We start from the raw sequence: 20,591 nt of genomic DNA on the forward strand, positions 1-20,591 counted from the left end.
ACCAACGTCCGGCGCGGCACCGGGTTCCCGCGCCGGACCCGTGCTGCCCCCCAGCTTCCCCCACCCGCGCGGATCCGTGGCGGGTAGCCGTCAGCATCCCGCGGGCGTGCGGCCCTCCCGGAGGTCCTGGAGGGCGGTGAGGGCGTCGTCGAGGTCGTCGACCCGGGCGAGCGTGAGCCCGGTGGCCGGCGAGCCGAGCGCGTCGGCGCAGTTGTCGGCGGGTACCAGGAAGAGCTCGGCGCCGATGTCCTCGGCGGCGACCATCTTCAGCTGGATCCCGCCGATGGGGCCGACGGTGCCGTCGGCGGCGATGGTGCCGCTGCCGGCGACCACCGCACCCTCGGTCAGGTCGGTGTCGCCCACGAGGTCGAGGATCCCGAGGGTCAACATCAGGCCGGCGGAGGGGCCGCCGACGTCGGCGACGTCGATGTCGACGTCGAAGGGCGCCGAGGGCTGCTCGCGGACGAGGATCCCGAGCACCGAGCCCTCCCGGTCCGGCGCCGACGTCGTCGTCACCGTCGCGGTGCCCGGCTGCCCGAGGCGGGTGTAGGCGACCTCGACGGCGGTGCCGACGGGGACGGCGCCGAGGACGGTGGTCAGCGTCGCGGAGTCCGGCGTCGGCTGCCCGGCCACCGACTCGATGGCGTCACCCTCCTCGAGCAGGCCGTCGGAGGGCGAGTCGTCGCCGGTCACCCCGCGGACGACGACCTTCACCGGGTAGCCGAGCTCCCCCAGCGCCGCGGCCTCGGCGGACTCCTCGGAGGTGAGGAACGCCTCCCGGTTGGCCTGCTCGATCTCGTCCTCGCTCTGGTCGGGCGGGTAGACGGTCTCCTCGGGGACGACGCTGATCTCGTCGTCGAACCAGCCGCGGACGGCCTCGACCAGGCTCAGGCCCGCCCGCCCGACGCCGACGGTGGTCAGGTTGAGGTTGCCGCTGACCTCGTTGCGGTCGCGGCCGCGCACGCTGATGACAGGGGCGCCGTCGATGTCGCCGAGGGTGTTGAACGTCGGCCCGGGCACCTGGGCGACGTAGGGCACGGGCAGGGCAGCGCCGAGGACGCCGGCGACGAGCAGCAGCACCACACCGACGGCGAGGACGGCGATCCGACGGGTCACGACCGGCCAGCCTAGGAGACGGGACCGCCGGAGGGCCGCCGGACGACCGGCCGGCTGTCCGCTCACGGCGGACGTCCGGGCCCCCCTCACGGGCCTCCCGAGAGGTGATCACGCGTCTACCGTGGGGGCATGAGCGACGTGCCGTTCGGCTTCGGCCTCCCCGACCGCGACCCCGAGCGCCGCGACCAGCCCGGTGCGAACGACCCGTTCGGCTTCGGTGCCCTGTTCGGCGCGGGCGCCGGCGGTGCCGGCGGCGGCACGCCCGAGGAGCTGCTGGCCAAGATGCCGCTGTTCGCCGAGCTGCAGAAGCTCATGACGTGGTCGGGCGGCCCGGTGAACTGGGACCTCGCCCGGCAGGGCGCGATCAGCAGCCTGGCCACCGGCACCCAGCCGACGTCGGAGGCCGAGCGTGCCGCCGTCGCCGAGGCGCTGCGCCTGGCCGACCTGTGGCTGGACCAGGTGACCGACCTGCCCTCCGGCGTCGACCGCGCACTCGCGTGGTCGCGCGTGGAGTGGGTGGAGCAGACGCTGCCGGCCTGGAGCGCGCTCATCGACCCGCTGGCCGAGAAGGTCGTCGCCGCCATGACCAGCGCGCTGCCGCAGGAGGCCATGGCGATGGCCGGGCCGCTCGCCGGGATCATGGGCCGGATGGGCGGGCTGATGTTCGGCGCGCAGGTCGGCCAGGCGATGGGCCGGCTGGCCGGCGAGGTCATCACCGGCACCGAGGTCGGCCTGCCGCTGGCTCCCGCCGGCTCCGGGGTCCTCGTGCCCCAGAACGTCGCCGCCTTCGCCGAGGGGCTCGACCGCCCCGCCGACGAGGTGCGGCTGTTCGTCGCGCTCCGCGAGGCCGCGTCGCTGCGGCTGTTCGCCCACGTGCCGTGGCTGCGCCAGCAGCTGCACGACGCCGTCCACGCCTACGCGCGCGGCATCACCATCGACCGCGAGGCCATCGAGCGCGGGCTCGAGGACGCGATGGGCTCCATGGAAGGCGGGTTCGACCCGTCGAACCCGGAGGCCCTGCAGGAGCTGCTGGGCAGCGGGCTGCTGGAGCCGGAGGAGACGCCCGAGCAGCAGATGGCGCTGCGCCGGCTGGAGACGCTGCTGGCGCTGGTCGAGGGCTGGGTCGACGCCGTCGTCGCCGCGGCGGCCGGTGAGCGGCTGCCCGGGCACGGCGCGCTGGCCGAGACGATGCGCCGCCGTCGCGCCTCCGGCGGGCCGGCCGAGCAGACCTTCGCCACCCTCGTCGGGCTGCAGCTGCGCCCGCGCCGGCTGCGCGACGCCGCGACCGTGTGGGGCGCGATGGCGCAGCGCCACGGCGCGGCCGAGCGCGACCGGCTGTGGTCGCACCCCGACCTGCTGCCCACCTCCGACGACCTCGACGAGCCGCTGGACTTCGTCGCCCGCCAGGGCGTCGACGACGAGCTGCGCCGGCTCACCTCCGAGGCGGAGGACCCGGGCACGCCGTCCGGGGACGAGGCCGCCGGGGACGAGGCCACCGGGGACGACGCCACCGGGGACGACGCCACCGGGGACGACGCCACCGGGGACGACGCCACCGGGGACGACGCCACCGGGGACGACGCCACCGGGGACGACGCCCGCTGAGTCGCCGACGAGGCGCCGGAGGCCTCCGCGAGGAGTCCCTGGTCGGCCCTGCAGGTCCCGCCGCGGTGAGGCGGGACCTGCGGGGTCCTCCGTCAGTCGACCAGGTCGTCGTCCGCGGACGGACCGGCGCCCTCGGCCCGGGCCGACTCGACGCCCTCGAGGAAACCCCGGGCGCGCTCCGCGCGGGGGTAGCGGGCCACCAGCGCCCAGAAGCGGGCGTCGTGCTGGGCCTCCAGCAGGTGCGCCAGCTCGTGCACGAGCACGTAGTCGACGACGTAGGCGGGCATCGACCGCAGCCGGCTCGACAGCCGGATGCTGCCGTCGGCCGGCGTGCACGACCCCCAGCGGCGCTGCTGGTTGTCCACCCAACGCACGCTGGCCGGCTGCGCGGCGCCGTCGAGGTGGGCTGCGGACAGCGCCCGGGCGCGGGCCATGAGCTCCTCGTCGCCGCCCATCGACCGGCGCCGGCGCTCGTCGCGCGTCTGCAGCTTGGCCACCATCTGCGCGACCCAGCGCCGCTCCTCGGCCGGCGTGAACGCTGCGGGGATGAGCACGACGGTGCGCCCGGACTCGCGGTAGGCGGTCACCGTCCGGCGGCGGCGGGAGCTGCGACGGACCTCGATCGGTCCCGGCGCGGACGCGGGACCGCGCACGGGGTCGGCGGTCGATCCGGGCACGCAAGGACCGTAGCCAGCCACCCGCGCCGACGCCCCTGGGGGCACCACCCGCTCGGGTGCGTGTCGCACGGACGGTGGACGGCCCGTGGGCCGGGGCGGCGTGACGTCGTCCACAGCCTCCGCCCGGGCGTCCCCGCAGGTGACGGCCCCGCGCGGGCTCCTGCCGGGTCTCCGGCACGGAGCGTCGTCCCCGGTCCGCGCACAGGGACACGCCGCAGGGTCCCCAAGGTGTCCACAGAGTTGTCCACAGGCTGTGGGTAGGCGGCGACGCTGGGTCCGGCCGCTCGACGGGCCGCACGATCGCGTCCGGGTAGCGTTCCGGCGACGGCGCCCGCAGCGGGGGTCGAGCTGCCGGAGGGAGACACAGCGTGGCGGACAGCTACAACGGCTACTGCGTGAAGTGCAAGGAGAAGCGGGACTTCGACGGCGAGGTCAAGGTCAGCGAGTCCGGCCGCCGCATGGCCCAGGGCACCTGCCCGGTCTGCGGCACCAAGATGAACCGGATCCTCGGCAAGGCGTGAGGTAACCCCTCCCCTGCAGGCGGGGGACGACGGCGGCGCCCGCCCGGCGGGAGCCGCCGTCGTCGTTCCCGGGGCTGTGGACGGCCCCAGCGGGCCGGGGCGCTCCGCTGGCACCCTGCGCGGGTGCACGACACCGCCCACCCGCTCCTCCCGCCCGGGACGCCGCTCCTGCACCGGGCACCCGACACCCTCCAGGTCGGCGGTGTCGACGCCGACGGCGCGGTGCTCGCCGGCGCCGACCCGGCCGCCGTCGCCACCCTGCTGGCGGGGCTGGACGGCCGCCGCACGCAGCGCGCCGTCCTCGCCGACGCGGCCGCCGCGGGCCTCCAGCCCGGGTCGCTCGGCGCCCTGCTCGACGGCCTGCGGAGCACCGGCGCCCTGCTCGACCTCGACGCCGCCGACCTGCTGGCCTCCGACGCCGGCCCCGCCGCCGCGGCGCGCACCGCCGCCGAGCTGCCGGCCGCCCGTGACCGCACCGACTCCTCGCGCTGGGGTGCCCGGCGCGCGGCGTCGGTGCTCGTTCAGGGTGCGACCCGGGTCGGCGTGCCGCTGGCCGCGCTGCTGGCGGCCAGCGGGGTCGGCCGGGTCACCGTCGGCGACGACGGCGTCGTCACGGCCGCCGACGCGGTCGTGGGCGGGCTGACCGCCGACGACGAGGGCCGTCCGCGCGGGCCGGCCGCCGCCGACGCCGTCCGCCGGGCCAGCCCGCTGACCGACCTGCGGCCCCTCCCGCCCGGGGTCTCCCCCGACCTGGTGGTCCTGTCCCGCCCGTGGTCGGCGTCCGACCCGCTGGTCAGCGGGCTGCAGGACGCCGGCGTGGCCCACCTCGTGGCCACCGTGCGAGGGGACACCGGCGTCGTCGGCCCGCTCGTCGTCCCGGGGGCCACCAGCTGCCTGCGCTGCGCCGACCTGCACCGCCGCGACGCCGACCCGCGGTGGCCGGTGCTGGCCGCCCAGCTCACCTCCGGCACGGACGGGCCCAGCGGGTCGACACTCACCTGCTGGGCCACCGCGCTGGCCGCGGCGCAGCAGGCCCTGGCCTACCTCGACGGCAGCGGCACCCCGGCGGCCCTGTCGGCGGTGGTGGAACTGCGCCCGCCCGACCTGACGCCGCGGCTGCGCCGCTGGCCGCCGCACCCCTCCTGCGGGTGCACCGGAGCCTGACGTCGCTGCTCCGGATCGGTGCCGTGCCGGTCCGTGAGCGGGGGGACGGCCCCGCGGGGGACAATGGCGATGTGAGCGACGACGCACCGGGGATACCCAGAGGCTCGATCTCGCGCACCGCGCGGCTGGCCTCCCTCCCCCTGGGTGCGGCGGGACGCGCCACGCTCGGGATCGGCAAGCGGCTGTCGGGCCAGGCTCCGGAGGCGGTCACGGCCGAGCTCCAGCAGCGCACCGCCGAGCAGCTGTTCGCCGTCCTCGGCCAGCTCAAGGGCGGGGCGATGAAGCTCGGCCAGACGCTGTCGGTGTTCGAGGCCGCGGTGCCCGAGGAGGTCGCCGCCCCCTACCGCGAGGCGCTGGTCAAGCTCCAGGAGGAGGCGCCGCCGATGCCGGTGCGCACCGTGCACGCGGTGCTGGCCCAGCAGCTCGGTGGCACCTGGCGCACCCGGTTCCGCGAGTTCGACGACCAGCCGGCCGCGGCGGCCAGCATCGGGCAGGTCCACCGGGCCACCTGGCGCGACGGCCGCGACGTCGCCGTCAAGATCCAGTACCCGGGCGCGGCCACGGCGCTCATGGCCGACCTCAACCAGCTCTCCCGTTTCGCCCGGCTGTTCGCCACGCTCTTCCCGGGCCTGGACGTCAAGCCGCTGATCGCCGAGCTCAAGGCGCGCGTGGTCGAGGAGCTCGACTACGGGCTGGAGGCCGACGCGCAGCGGCAGTTCGCCGCGGCCTACGCCGGGGACGAGGAGATCGTCGTCCCCCGGGTGGTGGCCAGCGCGCCGAAGGTCATCGTGTCGGAGTGGCTCGAGGGCCTGCCGCTGTCCCGGGTGATCTCCGACGGCACCCGCGAGCAGCGCGACCGCGCCGGCCACCTCATGGCAGTGCTGCACTTCTCCGCACCGTCCCGGGCCCGCGCGCTGCACGCCGACCCGCACCCGGGCAACTTCCGGCTCGTCGACGGCGACCGGCTCGGCGTCATCGACTTCGGCGCCACCGCCCGGCTGCCCGACGGCCTGCCCGAGCCGATCGGCCGGCTGGTCCGCTGGGCGCTGGAGGGCCGGGCCGAGGACGTGCTGACCGACCTGCGCGCCGAGGGCTTCATCCGGCCGGGTGTCCAGGTCGACGCGCGGGGCGTGCACGACTACCTGCGGCCCATGCTCGAACCGATCGAGCGCCACGGCTTCCGGTTCACGCGCAAGTGGATGCAGGAGCAGGCCGCCCGCCTGGCCGATCCGCGCAGCGAGGCCAGCCGGCTGGGCCGCCAGCTCAACCTGCCACCGGCCTACCTGCTCATCCACCGGGTGACGATCGGCTCGATCGGTGTGCTCTGCCAGCTCGACGCCGCCGCGGACTACCGCAGCGTCTGCGAGGAGTGGCTGCCCGGCTTCACCGGCTGAGGAGCCCGGACGGACGAGAGGCCGGGTCCCCGACGCACCGGGAGCGTCGGGGACCCGGCCTCGACCGGGTGGGCACGTCGGTGCCCGGGGGGATGCCGCCCGCTCCTAGCGGACGGCGGCGCTGGCCCGCGCGGCACGCCGGCTGGCGTACTCCGCACGGCGGGCCCACCGGCGGGCGGCCCGCAGCCGGCGGACGCGGCCGGCCTGGTCGGCCTCGGCGCGCAGCTCGCTCAGCCGGGTGGTGGCGAGGTCGTACTCGGTGGTGTGCACGGCGGTTCCTCACGTCTCGTGGCAGGTGGTGACACTGGTCGCCGTCGCGGGCTCAGGCCGCGACGACCTTGCGGGGACGACCCCGCGGGCGCTTGCGCGGGATGACGGCACCCCGCTCGAAGATCTCGCCGCCCCACACGCCCCACGGCTCGCCGCGGTCGAGCGCACCGGCCAGGCAGGCGTCGCGGACCGGGCACTCCCCGCACAGGACCTTGGCCTGCTCGAGAGCCGCGGGGCTCTCGGCGAACCACAGGTCGGGGTCGTCGGTCCCGCGGCACGGCAGGGGTCGCCGCACCGGTGCCGGGGCCAGAGGGACGTGCGGCGTCCTGGGGGTGGCGCCACCGGTCCGGGGGAGCCCGGGTCGGCGGTGGGACGTCGGGCGGTCGATCGTCTGCTGCACTGCCGCTCCTCCTCGTACTCGTCGTCTGCGCGGCCGGCGGGTCCGCCGACCGGGTGGTCGGGGCCGGGTGCCGCGGAGAAAGACGAAGGCCGCGGATCCCGGGGTTCGGGTTCCGCGGCCTCGAGGAGGACCGGTCGAGCGGTTAGCTCTGCGGTCTCCCCGGGGAGTGGATCCCGAGGGTGTGCTGCTTGTCGGTGGTGTCGGTGCGGGGGACGTCGGTGCCGAACACGTCGGTGCCGAAGACGCCGGTGCCGAACAAGTCGGTGCCGATGAGGCGGCCGCCGAGGAGATCGGCGACGTGGGCGGCGGTGGGCAGACCGGTCCCCTGGAACGGAGCGGTGGGCGCAGCGACGGCCGTGCCGGTCAGGTCGAACGGCGTCATGGTGCGGACGACGGCGTAGCGCGGGCGGGCCGACGGAGCGACGCCACCAGCGGCCGGACGCACGCCGAGGGCGCCCCAGGCGGAGACCCCGGCGGGGGCGAGAGCGCAGCGCATGTCGATCATCAGAACCCCTCCTCCCGGGGTCGGAGGCCGGCGGTCAGGCCGGTCTCGGTCTGGCGCGCCCGCGGCGGTCCGTCGGGCGCGATGAGGACAGTAGGGAAGGTCACGCGGACGGCGCAACGCATTTAACGGGCGCGTCCCCGAGCCGAGGGAGTGTCGTCCCGCGACCGTGCCGGTCAGCACGGTCCGTGACCGGTCAGCCGCCGACGGTGGCGAGAACGTCCTCGCCGTACATCTCGAGCTTGCGGGCGCCGACGCCGGGCAGCCCCGACAGCTCACGGATGCTGGTCGGCCGCGCCTCGGCGATGGCCTGCAGGGTCGCGTCGGTGAAGACGACGTAGGCCGGCACCGAGGCGGCCTGGGCCGTGCTGCTGCGCCAGGCGCGCAGCCGCTCGAAGAGCTCGCCGGCCTCGCCGTCGAGGACGACCTTGACCTTCTTGGCCTTGCGTTGCGGCCCCGGGGCCGTGGGCGTGGACCCGGGGACCAGGCCGTCGAGGAACCGGCTGCGCGGGCGGGCCCGCTTGGCGCCCGGGTGGCGGGTCAGCGACCACGACAGCGTCAGCTGCTCACGGGCCCGGGTGACCGCGACGTAGAGCAGCCGCCGCTCCTCCTCCACCGCGTCGGGCCGGCTCAACGACTGCGCGATGGGCAGCACGCCGTCGACCAGGCCGACGACGAAGACCGCGTCCCACTCCAGCCCCTTCGCCGCGTGCATCGAGGCGAGGGTGACGCCCTGGACGGTGGGCGCGTGCTGGGCGTCGGCGCGCTCGGCGAGATGGGCGACGAAGCGCGGGAGGTCGGTGGTCGGGTCCTCGGCGACCAGGTCGACGGCGAGGTCGACCAGCGCGGCCAGCGACTGCCAGCGGTCGCGGGCCGCTCCCCCGGCCGGCGGCCGGTGCTCCACCCAGCCGGTGGAGGCCAGCACGTCGCGCACGGTGGTGACCAGGGCGCCCGGTTCGCTCCCGCCGGCCGCCGCGCCGCGCAGCAGGACGACGGCCTCGCGCACCTCGGGCCGCTCGAAGAAGCGCTCGCCGCCCTTGAGCACGTAGGGCACGCCGACGTCGGCCAGCGCGGACTCGTACACCTGCGACTGTGCGTTGATCCGGAACAGGACGGCGATCTCCGACGCCGGCGTGCCCGCCTCGATCATGGCCCGGCAGGCCTGCGCGACGGCCGCGGCCTCGGTGGGCTCGTCGGGGTGCTCGAGGAAGCGCGGCTCGGGGCCGTCGGCCCGCTGGCCCAGGAGCTTCAGCCGGAAGATGCTCCTGCGCTCCGGCGCCTGCCCGATGAGCTTGTTCGCCAGGCCCACCACCTGCGGCGTCGACCGGTAGTCCCGCTCCAGCTTGACCACCGCGGCGTCGGGATAGCGGTCGGCGAAGCCCAAGAGGTAGTCGGGGTCGGCGCCGGTGAAGGAGTAGATGGTCTGGTTCGGGTCGCCGACGACGCAGACGTCGGCCCGCCCGCCGAGCCACGCGTCGAGCAGCCGCTGCTGCAGCGGGTTGACGTCCTGGTACTCGTCGACGACGAAGTGCCGGTACTGCCCGCGCACCTGCCGGGCGACGTCGGGGTGCTCCTCCAGCGCGTAGGCGGTGACCAGCAGCAGGTCCTCGAAGTCGAGCATCCCGTCGCGCTGCTTGGCCGACTCGTAGGAGGAGTACACGCGGGCGACGGTCGCCGCGTCGAACGGCGGCTCGCGGCCCGCCGCGGCGGCGCGCGCCGGGTAGTCGTCGGGCGTGGCCAGGGTGGTCTTGGCCCACTCGATCTCGCTGGCGAGGTCGCGCAGGCTGGTGCGGTCGGTGGACAGCCGCGCGCGCGTGGCGGCGGAGGCGACGACCCGCAGCTTGTTCTCCACCAGCGGGGGCATCGGCCCGCCGAGCACGCGGGGGGCGAAGTAGCGCAGCTGGCGCATCGCGGCGGCGTGGAAGGTGCGGGCCTGCACGCCGCCCACTCCGAGGGCGGCCAGCCGGGACCGCAGCTCCCCGGCGGCACGAGCGGTGAAGGTGACGGCGAGGACCTGCTCGGGGACGAAGGCCCCGGCGTGCACCCCGTAGGCGATCCGGTGGGTGATCGTGCGGGTCTTGCCCGTGCCGGCGCCGGCGAGGATGCAGACCGGTCCGTCGACGGCCGAGGCCGCCTCGCGCTGCTCGTCGTCGAGACCGGCCAGCACCGCCTCGGCCCCGGCGGAGACGGCTCCGGACCCGGGCGAGCGTCCGGGCAGGTCGGCGGTCCGCGGCATGCGGGCGGTCTCCTCGGGGTCGGGACGGACGGACGGACCCGAGTCTCCCAGCCGACACCGACATCCGGCCGGGACACCCCGGCGCGGCGGCCGGGCGCGGGGAAGGTCTCCCCCGCCGTGTGCGTTCCTGCCCCCGGGGGCACCACAGCCCTGTCGACGACCCTCCGGGAGGACCTCGAGTGACTGCCGCACCCGCCGCCGTGACGATGTACACCACCACCTGGTGCGGGTACTGCGTGCGGCTGAAGAAGATGATGCAGCGCGAGGGCATCTCGTTCGCCGAGGTCGACATCGAGCGCGAGCCCGGCGCGGCCGACGTCGTCATGCAGGCCAACGGCGGCAACCGCACGGTGCCGACGCTGGTCTTCGCCGACGGCAGCGCCCTGACCAACCCGAGCATCGACCAGGTGCGGTCCCAGCTCGCGCAGTTGCCCGGGGCCTGACCGGCGGGTGCTCCACGTCCAGCGGCCCCCGTCGGTGCATCATCGTGGCCCGGCGGGTCGCGACCGTGACCCCTACCCCACCCCGCCCACCGGGCCGCACACCTCGCGGGAGCCGCTGTCGTGACCTCGGACGCCGTACCCGCGCCGGCCGACCCGCCGTCCGTCGTCGTGGCCCGCACGGGCCGCGGCTGGCGGGTGCTGGCGCCCGGCTGCGCACAGGACGTCGACGACCTGGTCGAGGGCCTGTCCCTGGCCGACCTGGTGGCCGAGGGGATCGGCTGCCCCGCCGAGCCCGACCGGGCGGCCCGGCGGGCCGCGCGCGGCGGTGCCGACGCCGACGCCGGTGACGACCCGCGCGACGCCCGGATCGCGGCCCTGGAGCGGACCGTCGCCCAGCTCGAGCACGCCCTGGCCGCCCGGGTGGTCACGGAGCGGGCGATCGGCGTGCTCGCCGAGCGGCATGCCACCGCACCGCGGACGGCCTTCGAGGTGCTGCGCGCCCAGGCGCGCTCGCTGGGGCGGCCGGTGCACGAGCTCGCCCGCGAGGTCATGGCCACGCTGGACCGGCTGGGCGACCACCCCCCGCCCGGGTCGCCGGCCGAGGCCGGACCGGTGCTGACGCCGGTCCCCCGTCGCGCGCCGGGCCGGCGGGTCGAGCGCGGGCACACGCGGCCCGGCCCCGCGGTCCCGGCGGACGGCCGCCACTGAGCGGTCCGGAGCCGCTGACCCCGCGAGCGCTGGTCGACCGGCTGGCCGCCCTGCTCGCCGACGTCGAGCCGCTGCCCGGGGCGACGGCGCTGCGGGTCGGCGTCGACGGCCCCGACGTCGCCGCGCCCGAGGCCCTGGCCCGGGCGGTGGCCGAGCGGCTGCCCGAGCGCGGCCGGCCGGCGGTCGTCGTCCCGGCGGCGGGGTTCCTGCGGCCGGCGTCGCTGCGCTTCGAGCACGGCCGCACCGACCCCGACGCCCGCTACACCGACTGGCTCGACACCGGGGCGCTCTCCCGGGAGGTGCTCGACCGGGTCGGTCCCGGGGGCCGCGGCGAGTACCTGCCGGTGCTGTGGGACGTCGAGCGCGACCGCGCCGCCCGTGCCGGATACCAGCCGATGCCGCCGCGTGGCGTGCTGCTGGTCCCCGGGGCGCTGCTGCAGGGCGTCGGGCTCGCCCTGGACGTCGTCGTCCACCTGCGGGTGGCGCCGCCCGCCCGGCGCCGGCGGACGCCGGAGGAGCAGGCCTGGGAGTTGCCGGCCTTCGACCGCTACGACGAGGAGGTCGACCCGGTGGCCCTCGCCGACGCCGTCGTGCTGGCCGACCGACCGGAGCACCCGGCGCTCGTGCTCCAGGGCAGGTGGGCGCCGTCCGGGGACCAGGTCACCTGATCATCGGGCGTCCCCCCGCACGGCAGGACGTGAGGGAGGACGCCCCACGGTGCGGGAGGACCCCGCGGCTCAGGCGAGCTCGCCGTCCACCCAGCGGTCGATGAGGTGCCGGGCGATGGAGACCGGCGGCGGAAGCGCCTCCGGACCGCGGCCGTCGCGCAGCTCCTCGCGGGTGAACCAGCGCGCCTCCTCGATCTCCGTGGGGTCCAGCCGCAGCGTGTCCTCGCCCACGGCACGGGCGACGAAGCCGAGCATGAGCGACTGCGGGAACGGCCACGGCTGGCTGCTGACGTAGCGGACGTCGGTGACGGCGAGGCCGACCTCCTCCATCACCTCGCGGGCGACCGCACCCTCGGCGGACTCCCCCGGCTCGACGAACCCGGCGAGCACCGAGTACCGCCCGGGCGGCCAGACGGCCTGCCGGCCGAGCACGCAGCGGTCGCCGCCGTCGTGCACGAGCATGATCACGGCGGGGTCGGTGCGGGGGAACAGCTCGGTGCCGGTGACCGGGTCGCGCTGCACCCAGCCGGCCCGCTCGATCGTCGTCGCCGCCCCCGACAGCGGGCTGAACCGCGCCCGCTCGTGCCACTCGAGGATCCCGATCGCCTCGGCGAGCAGGCCGGCGTCGAGGTCGCCGAGGTCGGCGCCGAGCTCGCGCAGCCCGGACCAGGAGTCGACCGGCCGGCCGTTCACCGTCAGGGCCCGCTCACCGCGGACCGCCGCGTAGGGGACGCCGTCGGCCTCGCCGAGGTACACCGCGCCCAGCGGCAGCTCCGGCTGCTCGTCCCACACCAGCGCCGGGCCGTCGGGTCCCTCGCCCACCGGCACGGTGCGCCGCTCGTCGACGGTGAGCACCCGCACCGGCCGGCCCCGCGTCGGGTCGGGCAGCGAGCGGCCGAGGTGGTCGCGGTCGTGCGCCGAGCGGGACAGCACGGGGACGACGCCGGTCGTCCGCGGCGTGCCGGCCGGCCACGCGCCGCGGGTCACCACGTCCTCGGGAGTGCTGCCGCCCGGCGGGACGCTCACGCGGGGTCCGCGGCGGCGCTGGCCGTCACGTCGACCGGGCCGAGGGCACGCAGCGCGTCGGTGACCCGCTCGGCGTCGCCGACGACGACGCCGGTCAGCGCGGCCGGCGCGAGGTGGCGGCGGGCCACCTCCTGCACCTGCTCGACGGTGACCTGGGCCAGCGCGCGCTGGTGCTCGGCCAGCCACTCGACCGACAGCCCCGATCCGGCCAGCGCGGACAGCGTGCTGGCCAGCCCGGCGTGCGTGGACGTGGACAGGGCCATCGAGCCCAGGACGTAGCGGCGGGCGGCGTCGAGCTCGGCCTCGCCGACCGGCGCCAGCGCCATCCGGCCGAGCTCGGCCCAGGTCTCGAGGAACGCGGGGCCGGTGACCTCCGTGGCGACGTCGGCCTCGACGAGGAACGACGAGGCGGCGGCCAGGTGGTCGACGGCGCTGCGCGGGCTGTAGGAGTACCCCCGCCGCTCGCGGATGTTCTCGACCAGCCGGGAGGAGAAGTAGCCGCCGAAGACCATGCTGGCCAGGCGCATCGCGGGCAGGTCGGGATCGGTGCGGCCCGGCGCCGGCCCGCCGAGCCGGATGTTGGACTGCACCGCGCCGGGCCGGTCGACCACCTCGAGGTGCCCGGGGGCCAGGACCGGCGCGGGCGGGGCACCGGCGGCGGCGCCCTCGCCCGTCCACTCCCCCAGCGCCGCGGCGACGGTGTCGGTGGCTGCGGCGGCGTCGAGGTCGCCGACGAGCACCAGCGTGCTGCCGGCCGGGAGCACCCGCTCGCGGTGCAGCTTGCGCAGCGCGCCGGCGCCGACCTTGCCGACCAGCTCGGGCGAGGGCAGCTGCGCGGCGTAGGGATGGGTGCCGTAGCGGCGGGCGGCCAGCGCGGAGCGGGCGATGACGCCGGGCTGGGACCGCGCGATGGCGATCCGCTCGGCCACCCGGTCGCGCTCGGCCTCGACCCGGTCGGCCGGGTAGGCCGCAGCGGTGAGGACCTCGGCGAGGACGCCGAGCACGGGCGCGAGCCCCTCGGCCAGCAGCGTGGTGGAGAAGAGCAGCCGGTCGGGGTCGGCGGCCACCGAGAGCTCGGCACCGTGGCCCTGCAGCGCCTCGGCCAGGCCGGTGGCGTCGCGCTGCGCCGTCCCGAGCAGGACCGCGCCGGAGAGCACGGAGGCACGGGCGGTGTGCTGGGCGGCGCCGCGGGGAGTGGTCGCGGCGAACGGCACCCGCAGCCGCAGCTCCACCAGCGGGACACCGGGCCGCGGCACCACGAGGACGGTCATCCCGCTCGGCAGCGTCGTCGTCGCGACCTCGGGGACCGGCTGCGGGCGCGGCTCGCCCAGCGGCGGGACGAGGGCGAGGTCGAGGACGGGGGCGCTCACTTCGCTCCTCCGGTGGTGCGCAGCTCCAGCACGGCAGCGGTACCGGGGTCGAGACCCCTGGCCGCCGTCTGCACCTGGTCCGGCGTGACGGCGGCGAGGCGGGTGGCGAGCTCGCCGGCGAGCTCGGCCCGGCCGTGCACCAGCTCGGCGGCGGCGAAGGCGAGCGTGCGGCCGAGGACGGAGTCGGCCTGGCGCAGCAGCTGGGCGCTGGTGCGGGCCTGCACGCGCGCGAGCTCCTCCGGCGTCACCCCCTCGCTCGCGACGCGGCCGATCTCGTCGTGCACGGCGGCCAGCACATCGGCGACCGGGACGGCGGCCGGGTGGTGCACCTGGGTGGTCAGCAGCGTGGCGTCGCGGACGTCGAAGGGGTCGCCGAACAGGCCGACGTAGCTGCTCTGCGCCACCGCCAGGCGGTCGTCGTGCACGAGCCGGCGCTCGAGGCGGGAGGCGTCGCCCTCGCTGAGCAGCTCGGCCAGCAGCACGGTGCCGAGGTAGGTGTCGAGGTCGCCGACGGGGTCGGGCACCCGCCAGCCGAGCGCGACCGCGGGCGCGGGGGCCAGCCGGTCCTCGACGACGTCGCGGCGCACGGTCGTGGGCGAGGGCTCGCCGGTGTTCGGCGTCGGTGGGACGTCACGGGCGTCGACGGCGCCGAAGTACCGGCGGACCAGCCGCTCGGTCTCGCCGGCGTCGAGGTCGCCGCCGATGCAGAGGACCGCGTTGCCCGGCGCGTAGAAGCGGGAGAAGAAGTCGGTGGCGTCCTCGACGGTGGAGCTCTCCAGGTCGACGAAGGAGCCGTAGCCGTCGTGGGTGTTGGCGAAGCTCTCGAACGCGATCTGCGGCAGTTGCAGCCAGGGGAACGCGCCGTAGGGCCGGTTGAGGACGTTGACCCGGATCTCCTCCTTGACCACGTCGATCTGGTTGCGGAGGTTCTCCTCGGTGATGGCCGGCGCGGCCATCCGGTCGGCCTCGAGGAAGAGCGCGCGCTCCAGCGCCTCGGACGGCAGGGCCTCGAAGTAGTTCGTGTAGTCCTGGTGGGTCGAGCCGTTGAAGGTGCCGCCGGCGGCCTGCACCAGGCGGGCGTGCTCCATCTTCGGCACGTGCGCCGAGCCCTGGAACATCATGTGCTCGAAGAGGTGGGCGAACCCGGTGCGGCCCTCCGGTTCGTTGCGCATGCCGACGTCGTAGAAGACGGACACGGCGACGACCGGCACGCTGCGGTCGGGCGCGAGGACGACCCGCAGCCCGTTGTCCAGCGAGAAGCGCTCCACCGGGTGCCGCACGGTCAGGTCGGCCCCAGTCGCTGCTGTCACGGACCGACCCTAACCACGCGGGGCGACGGGCTGCCGCGCGCCCACCGCCCGCAGACCGACACCCGCGACGATCACGGAGCCAGCGCGGCGACACGCGGGCCCGCGACGGCGTGTCGCCACCGCGAGCCCGTGATCGCCGTCGACCGGACCTTCTCGGACGCGTCCGCAGCGGCTCCGCGCGGGCCGGGACGGCAGGTGGCCGCGGTGGCGACCGACGAGCGGGGCCCGCAGGGTCCCCGAGGAGGGACGCGCCCGCAGCGGCTCCGCGCGGGCCGGGACGGCACGTGGCCGCGGTCGGAGCCCGGGAGGGCGACCGTGTCAGAGCACGTCGATGTCGGCGAGGACCCGGTCGATGACGCCGTAGAGCTCGGCGTGGGTGTTGGGGATGGAGACGTAGAGCAGCGCGGGGTCGGGCCGGCCGACGTCGATGACGAGGAGCGCCGCGCGCTCGCCCGTGGAGTCGTAGCCCTCGACGTCCCAGGTCAGCTGGAACTCGATGAGGTGGGCGGCGGCGCCGTCGACGGTGAGCGCCTCGTCGCGCAGCACCTCCCGCTCGTTCGGGAACGGGTAGTAGGCGGCGCGGACGCTGTCGGCCAGCGCCGTCACCGTCGCCTGCTCGCTCCCGGGCCCGGCCCAGCCGTAGCCGTCCGCGACCGGCCCGGAGGTGCACTGGGCGATGAAGTCGCCGCCGGTGGGCACGCCCTCCTGGGTGGTGAAGTACTGCCCGGCGATGGTGCGGGTCTCGAGCATCGGGCCGAGGTCGTACTCGAACCAGCCGTTGCCGAGGAACGGGTAGGAGATGCCCGCCTCCTCGTCGATGATCCGCACGGTGCCGGGTGGGAACTCGGGGCCGGACGGCCCGGCGGTCACCGGCGGGTCGTCGACCACCGGGGTGCCGCCGCTGCCGGAGAGGCCGACGACCAGGGCCAGGACGACGACGGCGACCACCGCGGCCACCGACCCCCCGATCCACCACGCGATGCGCGACCGGGAGCCGGGCGCAGACGCGGGGCCGGACTGCCAGCCGTCCGCCGCGCCACCGTCCCACCCGGCCGACGGGACCGGCGCGGCGGCGACCGGGGCCGCCTGCACCGCGACGCCCGGGCCGGCCGGCGTCGTCACGTCCGACCAGGTCTCCCCGTTCCACCAGCGCACCATCCCGGCGGCCCCGTCGGGGTCGGGGTACCACCCCGCGGGGGCGCGCGTCAGCCCAGGTCCGGTCACGCCGGTCAGGGTAGGACGGCGACCCGCCCGGTCAGGGTTCCCGCGACACGACGTGACCTGGCCGTGGCCCCGGTCGCGGCCTCCTCCGGTGAGGTCACCGCGTGGCCAGCTCGCGCCAGAGGTGGGCCGCGGCCTCCGCCCCGCGGTACAGCATGGGCAGCAGCACCCGCTCGTTCGGCGAGTGGATGCGGTCGGTGGGCAGGCCCGCGCCGAGGAAGACGAGCGGGGCGCCGAGCACCTCGACCAGGTCGGCCTCCGGTCCGCTGCCGCCCTCGCGGGTGAACAGCACGTCCGCGGGGTCGGTGTCGAAGGCCTGCCCGATGCTGCGCAGGAGCGCGGCCACGAAGGGCGAGTCCAGGTCGCTGGCGCAGGGCGCGACGCCGCCGGGCGGGGTGTGCACCTCGGCCTCGATCCCCTCGGGCACGTGCGCCTGCACCCACTCCCGCAGCATCGGGCCGACGTCGGCAGGGGTCTGGTCGGCCACCAGCCGGAAGGTCAGCTTGGCGTGCGCCTCGGCCGGGACGATCGTCTTGTGGCCGGGGCCGGTGTAGCCGCCCCACACGCCGTTGACCTCGGCGGTCGGGCGGGCGCCGATCCGCTCGAGGGTGCTGAAGCCCGCCTCCCCGGCGGTGGCGCGGGAGGCGGCGGGGCCGGCCAGCCAGGCGGCCTCGTCGAAGGGCACGCGGGCCATGAGCTCGCGCTCGCGGTCGGTCAGCGGCCGCACCTTCTCGTAGAACCCGGGCAGGGTGACCCGGCCCTGCTCGTCGTGCAGGGCGGCGAGCAGGGACGCCATCGCGTGCAGCGGGTTGGGCACGCCGCCGCCGAAGGAGCCCGAGTGCAGGTCGACGGCGGGGCCGCGCAGGGTGATCTCGGCGTCGGCCAGGCCGCGCATGGCCACGACGGCGCTGGGCACGTCGGGGGCGGCCATGCCGGTGTCGCTGACCACGACGACGTCGCAGGTCAGCCGGTCGGCGCGCTCGCGCAGGAGGTCGGCGAAGTGGGGCGACCCGGACTCCTCCTCGCCCTCGACGAGCAGCTTGACCGTGACGGCGGGGGTGTCGCGCCCGGTGGCGGCCAGGTGTGCGCGGATGCCGAGCAGGTGGAAGGCGACGTTGCCCTTGTCGTCGATGGCGCCGCGGGCGTGCAACTCCGGGCCGTCGGGGCCCTCGACCCGGGTCGGCTCGAACGGCGGGTGCTCCCACAGCTCCGGCGGGTCGACCGGCTGGACGTCGTGGTGGCCGTAGACGAGCGCGACCGGGGCGCCGGCGTGGCCGCTGGGCCACTCGGCGTAGACCGCCGGGGCGCCGGGGGTCTCCCACACCTCCACGGTCGGGAAGCCGGTGCGGCGCAGCGCGTCGGCCAGCCACCGGGCGCTGGCTGCGACGTCGCCGGCGTGGGCCGGGTCGGCCGAGATGGAGGGGATGCGCAGCCAGGCGTCGAGGTCGGCGTGGAGGTCGTCGAGGTGGGCCTGCACGAAGGCGCGTTCCGGGCTCGTCACGCTCGCGACGGTAGCGGCGGACCGGCACCGGATACGTTGCGCCCCATGGCCGGAGAGCTGCTGAGGGTGGACGTGGGCGACCTGACGTTCGACGTGCGGGCCGACGGTCCCGGGGACGGGCGCCCGGTGGTGCTGCTGCACGGCTTCCCGGAGACGTCGGCGTCCTGGGCGGCGGTGACGCCGCGCCTGGCGGAGGCGGGGCTGCGCACCTACGCCGTCGACCAGCTCGGCTACTCCCCCGGCGCCCGGCCGCAGGAGGTCGAGGCCTACGCGCTGACCAACCTCGCCCAGGTCACCGCCGACCTCATGACCGCCATGGAGGTCCCCGTGGCCGACGTCGTCGGCCACGACTGGGGCGCCAACGTGGCGTGGGCGCTGGCCGCCTGGCACACCGACCGGGTGCGGTCGCTCACTGCCGTGTCCGTGCCGCACCCGACCGCGTTCACCGCCGCGTGGCGCAGCGACCCGGAGCAGAAGGAGCGCTCGGCCTACATCCGGCTGTTCTGGCAGGAGGGCAAGGCCGAGGAGGTGCTGCTGGCCGACGACGCCCGGCGGCTGCGCCGGATGTACGGGGGCGCCGTCGACCCGGAGACGGTCGACGAGTACGTGGCCGTGCTGTCGGCGCCGGGTGCGCTCACCGCGGCGCTCAACTGGTACCGGGCGATGAGCTCGGGCACCCCGGTCGACGACGTCGCCGTGCCCACCACCTACGTGTGGAGCGACGGCGACACCGCGATCGGCCGGATCGCCGCCGAGGGCACCGCCGAGTTCGTCAGCGGCGACTACCGGTTCGTGGAGCTGGCGGGCGTCAGCCACTGGATCCCCGAGGAGGCGCCCGACGCGCTGGCCACCGCGATCCTGGACCGGATGGCCTCCAGCTGACCGCCGAGGCGTCAGGTCACCTGTCGTCTGGGTAGGAGCCGGCCATGTGCACTCCCCTGCCGACCACGACCCTGACCCTCCCGACCACGGCGAGGGGCTGACCGCCGTGCGCGCCGTCCGCCTGCACCGCTCCCGCGACGGCGTCCTGCCGCAGGTGGTGGACGTGCCCGGGCCCCCGCCCCCCACCGGCGACCGGCTGCTGCTGCGGGTGGAGGCGTCGAGCATCAACGGCACCGACCTCGGGATGCTCGGCACGGAGGTGTTCGCCGCGATGATCCGCCGGGTCGGCATGCCCGGCTTCGACGTGGCCGGCGAGGTCCTCGCCTGCGGCCCGGAGGTGACCGCCTTCTCCCCCGGTGACCGGGTGATGGCCCTGCTCGGGCACTCCGGCGGCGGGCTGGCCGAGCGCGTCCTCGTCCCGCAGGAGCACGCCGCCCGCGTGCCGGCCACGTGCTCGGCGGCGGAGGCCGCCGCGCTGCCCCTGGCCGGGCTGACCGCGCTGCAGGCGCTCCACGGCCGGGCGGCCCTGCGTGCCCGCCGGTCGCCGCGCGTGCTGGTGGTCGGGGCGTCGGGCGGCATCGGCTCGTTCGCCGTCCAGCTGGCCCGGGACGCCGGTGCGCACGTCACCGGCGTGGCCGCCGGCCCGCGGCTGGACTTCGTCGCCGGGCTGGGTGCCGACGAGCTGGTCGACCGGCACGAGCAGGACGTCACCGCCCTCGGCCGCCGGTTCGACGTCGTCCTGGACACCCCCGGGCGGCTGACCTTCACCGCCGCCCGCCCGCTGCTGGCCGACGACGGCGTGTTCGTCAGCACCCGGGTGGTGGGCCCCGACGCGCCCCGCGCGTTCCTGCCCGCCCGGCTGCGGCGCCGCGGGCCGGCCTTCGCGGCGGTGCGGACCGCCCCCCGGTCGGCCGACCTCGCCCACCTGGCGGCGTTGGTCGACGCCGGGCGCCTCCGGGCGGCGGTGGACCGGACCTTCCCGCTGGAGGAGGCCGCGGCCGCCTACCGCCGCGCCGGCGGCACGGCCACCGGCAAGGTCGTGGTCACGGTGTCCGGTCCGCCCCCGGGTCAGAGCAGCCGGTAGTAGCGCACCAGGGGCAGCGGCGTGAAGCCGGCCGCCTCGTAGGTGCGGCGGGCCGGCGCGTGCCCCGGGTCGCCGCCGGTGCCGATCGCGACGAGCCGGACCCCCGCCCGCCGCAACTGCTCGACCCCGTCGTCGAGCAGGGCCCGGCCGACGCCGCGGCGCTGGGCCGCGGGGTCGACGGCGAGCATCTCGACCTCCCCGCCGTCGGGCTCGTCGAACGACCCGTCGTGCACCAGGACGGCGACGAACCCGACCGGCCGGCCGGCCTCGTCGGCGACGCGGACCCGCACGCCCGGATCGCGGCACACCCGTTCGACGGCCGCGGCCTGCGACCGCGACCAGTCGGGGTACAGGTGCCGGTACACCGCCGGGCCGAGGACCGCCCCGAAGGAGGCGAACACCGGCTCCCAGGCGCGCAGCGACAGGGCGACGACCTCCGCGACGTCGGCGTCGGCGAGGTCCCGGATCACGACGGTCACCCGGTCAGGCTCGC

General features: G+C 76.6%; 21 protein-coding genes. 9 read left to right on the forward strand and 12 right to left on the reverse strand.

Annotated elements, in window-relative coordinates; genetic code table 11:
- Positions 1-90 precede the first annotated feature (90 nt).
- Positions 91-1,116, reverse strand: a complete 1,026-nt coding sequence (locus BM165_RS15670; protein ID WP_075014468.1) for a YlbL family protein — start codon at positions 1,114-1,116, stop codon at positions 91-93.
- Positions 1,117-1,245: 129 nt separating this feature from the next.
- Between BM165_RS15670 and BM165_RS15675 the strand changes: the two genes are divergently transcribed.
- A complete protein-coding gene (locus BM165_RS15675) occupies positions 1,246-2,721 on the forward strand; it encodes a zinc-dependent metalloprotease (protein WP_075014469.1) in 1,476 nt (491 codons plus the stop codon).
- Positions 2,722-2,813: 92 nt separating this feature from the next.
- On the opposite strand, the gene BM165_RS15680 is transcribed toward BM165_RS15675, so the two are convergent.
- Complete coding sequence (locus BM165_RS15680; protein WP_075014470.1) at positions 2,814-3,398, reverse strand: M48 metallopeptidase family protein; 585 nt, start codon at positions 3,396-3,398, stop codon at positions 2,814-2,816.
- A 368-nt stretch (positions 3,399-3,766) separates the two neighbouring features.
- On the opposite strand from BM165_RS15680, the gene BM165_RS24825 reads away from it, so the two are divergent.
- The 3 genes from BM165_RS24825 to BM165_RS15690 all read left to right on the forward strand — a co-directional run bounded on the left by BM165_RS24825 (position 3,767) and on the right by BM165_RS15690 (position 6,477).
- Entirely contained in the window at positions 3,767-3,919 is a 153-nt protein-coding gene (locus BM165_RS24825) for a DUF5679 domain-containing protein (RefSeq protein ID WP_176449798.1), read from the forward strand.
- Positions 3,920-4,042: 123 nt separating this feature from the next.
- Positions 4,043-5,083 carry a ThiF family adenylyltransferase gene (locus tag BM165_RS15685; RefSeq protein ID WP_075014471.1) on the forward strand — a complete coding sequence of 347 codons (1,041 nt, stop codon included), beginning with the start codon at positions 4,043-4,045 and terminating at the stop codon, positions 5,081-5,083.
- Positions 5,084-5,154: 71 nt separating this feature from the next.
- On the forward strand, positions 5,155-6,477 hold the full coding sequence (locus BM165_RS15690) for an ABC1 kinase family protein (RefSeq protein WP_075014472.1): 1,323 nt from the start codon (positions 5,155-5,157) through the stop codon (positions 6,475-6,477).
- 105 nt (positions 6,478-6,582) lie between these two features.
- On the opposite strand, the gene BM165_RS24830 is transcribed toward BM165_RS15690, so the two are convergent.
- The 4 genes from BM165_RS24830 to BM165_RS15705 form a co-directional block, all read right to left on the reverse strand.
- The gene (locus BM165_RS24830) at positions 6,583-6,747 is read right to left on the reverse strand and encodes a hypothetical protein (protein ID WP_177225211.1); all 165 of its coding nucleotides are present in this window, start codon (positions 6,745-6,747) and stop codon (positions 6,583-6,585) included.
- 52 nt (positions 6,748-6,799) lie between these two features.
- Complete coding sequence (locus BM165_RS15695) at positions 6,800-7,042, reverse strand: WhiB family transcriptional regulator (protein ID WP_280140717.1); 243 nt, start codon at positions 7,040-7,042, stop codon at positions 6,800-6,802.
- 247 nt (positions 7,043-7,289) lie between these two features.
- Positions 7,290-7,652, reverse strand: coding sequence for a hypothetical protein (locus BM165_RS15700; protein WP_075014473.1), 363 nt, complete (start codon positions 7,650-7,652; stop codon positions 7,290-7,292).
- A gap of 193 nt (positions 7,653-7,845) precedes the next feature.
- Entirely contained in the window at positions 7,846-9,885 is a 2,040-nt protein-coding gene (locus BM165_RS15705) for an ATP-dependent helicase (RefSeq protein WP_075014474.1), read from the reverse strand.
- A gap of 179 nt (positions 9,886-10,064) precedes the next feature.
- Here BM165_RS15705 and BM165_RS15710 point away from each other — a divergent pair, with 179 nt between their 5' ends.
- The 3 genes from BM165_RS15710 (at position 10,065) to BM165_RS15720 (ending at position 11,704) form a co-directional block, all read left to right on the forward strand.
- Positions 10,065-10,328 carry a mycoredoxin gene (locus BM165_RS15710; protein WP_208976757.1) on the forward strand — a complete coding sequence of 88 codons (264 nt, stop codon included), beginning with the start codon at positions 10,065-10,067 and terminating at the stop codon, positions 10,326-10,328.
- Positions 10,329-10,448: 120 nt separating this feature from the next.
- Positions 10,449-11,036: an ANTAR domain-containing protein gene (locus BM165_RS15715; protein ID WP_083427395.1), complete on the forward strand. Its 588-nt coding sequence runs from the start codon at positions 10,449-10,451 to the stop codon at positions 11,034-11,036.
- 146 nt (positions 11,037-11,182) lie between these two features.
- Positions 11,183-11,704, forward strand: a complete 522-nt coding sequence (locus tag BM165_RS15720; protein ID WP_244274261.1) for a nucleoside/nucleotide kinase family protein — start codon at positions 11,183-11,185, stop codon at positions 11,702-11,704.
- Between the two features lie 69 nt (positions 11,705-11,773).
- Here BM165_RS15720 and nudC read toward each other — a convergent pair whose 3' ends face one another.
- The 5 genes from nudC to BM165_RS15745 all read right to left on the reverse strand — a co-directional run bounded on the left by nudC (position 11,774) and on the right by BM165_RS15745 (position 18,132).
- Entirely contained in the window at positions 11,774-12,730 is a 957-nt protein-coding gene (nudC, locus tag BM165_RS15725) for an NAD(+) diphosphatase (protein ID WP_083427396.1), read from the reverse strand.
- A complete protein-coding gene (locus BM165_RS15730; protein WP_075014476.1) occupies positions 12,727-14,100 on the reverse strand; it encodes a M16 family metallopeptidase in 1,374 nt (457 codons plus the stop codon). Before BM165_RS15730 ends, nudC begins: the two co-directional genes overlap by 4 nt.
- On the reverse strand, positions 14,097-15,410 hold the full coding sequence (locus BM165_RS15735; RefSeq protein ID WP_075014477.1) for a M16 family metallopeptidase: 1,314 nt from the start codon (positions 15,408-15,410) through the stop codon (positions 14,097-14,099). The genes BM165_RS15730 and BM165_RS15735 overlap by 4 nt, the downstream gene beginning before the upstream one ends.
- 318 nt (positions 15,411-15,728) lie before the next feature.
- Positions 15,729-16,634, reverse strand: coding sequence for a DUF2510 domain-containing protein (locus BM165_RS15740; RefSeq protein ID WP_075014478.1), 906 nt, complete (start codon positions 16,632-16,634; stop codon positions 15,729-15,731).
- A gap of 94 nt (positions 16,635-16,728) precedes the next feature.
- A complete protein-coding gene (locus tag BM165_RS15745; RefSeq protein WP_075014479.1) occupies positions 16,729-18,132 on the reverse strand; it encodes a M20/M25/M40 family metallo-hydrolase in 1,404 nt (467 codons plus the stop codon).
- Between the two features lie 45 nt (positions 18,133-18,177).
- Between BM165_RS15745 and BM165_RS15750 the strand changes: the two genes are divergently transcribed.
- Positions 18,178-19,014: an alpha/beta fold hydrolase gene (locus BM165_RS15750; RefSeq protein ID WP_075014480.1), complete on the forward strand. Its 837-nt coding sequence runs from the start codon at positions 18,178-18,180 to the stop codon at positions 19,012-19,014.
- Positions 19,015-19,060: 46 nt separating this feature from the next.
- Complete coding sequence (locus BM165_RS15755) at positions 19,061-20,098, forward strand: NAD(P)-dependent alcohol dehydrogenase (RefSeq protein ID WP_083427397.1); 1,038 nt, start codon at positions 19,061-19,063, stop codon at positions 20,096-20,098.
- On the opposite strand, the gene BM165_RS15760 is transcribed toward BM165_RS15755, so the two are convergent.
- Entirely contained in the window at positions 20,083-20,577 is a 495-nt protein-coding gene (locus tag BM165_RS15760; protein ID WP_075014482.1) for a GNAT family N-acetyltransferase, read from the reverse strand. The two genes, BM165_RS15755 and BM165_RS15760, sit on opposite strands and share 16 nt — an antisense overlap.
- Positions 20,578-20,591 lie beyond the last annotated feature (14 nt).

The organism is Geodermatophilus obscurus, assembly GCF_900115395.1.
Lineage (GTDB): Bacteria > Actinomycetota > Actinomycetes > Mycobacteriales > Geodermatophilaceae > Geodermatophilus > Geodermatophilus obscurus_B.

Coding starts and splice junctions, on each gene's coding strand:
- BM165_RS15675 (WP_075014469.1), top strand. CDS start 1,246: ATGAGCGACGTGCCGTTCGGCTTCGGCCTCCCCGACCGCGACCCCGAG.
- BM165_RS15700 (WP_075014473.1), bottom strand. CDS start 7,652: ATGATCGACATGCGCTGCGCTCTCGCCCCCGCCGGGGTCTCCGCCTGG.
- BM165_RS15705 (WP_075014474.1), bottom strand. CDS start 9,885: ATGCCGCGGACCGCCGACCTGCCCGGACGCTCGCCCGGGTCCGGAGCC.
- BM165_RS15750 (WP_075014480.1), top strand. CDS start 18,178: ATGGCCGGAGAGCTGCTGAGGGTGGACGTGGGCGACCTGACGTTCGAC.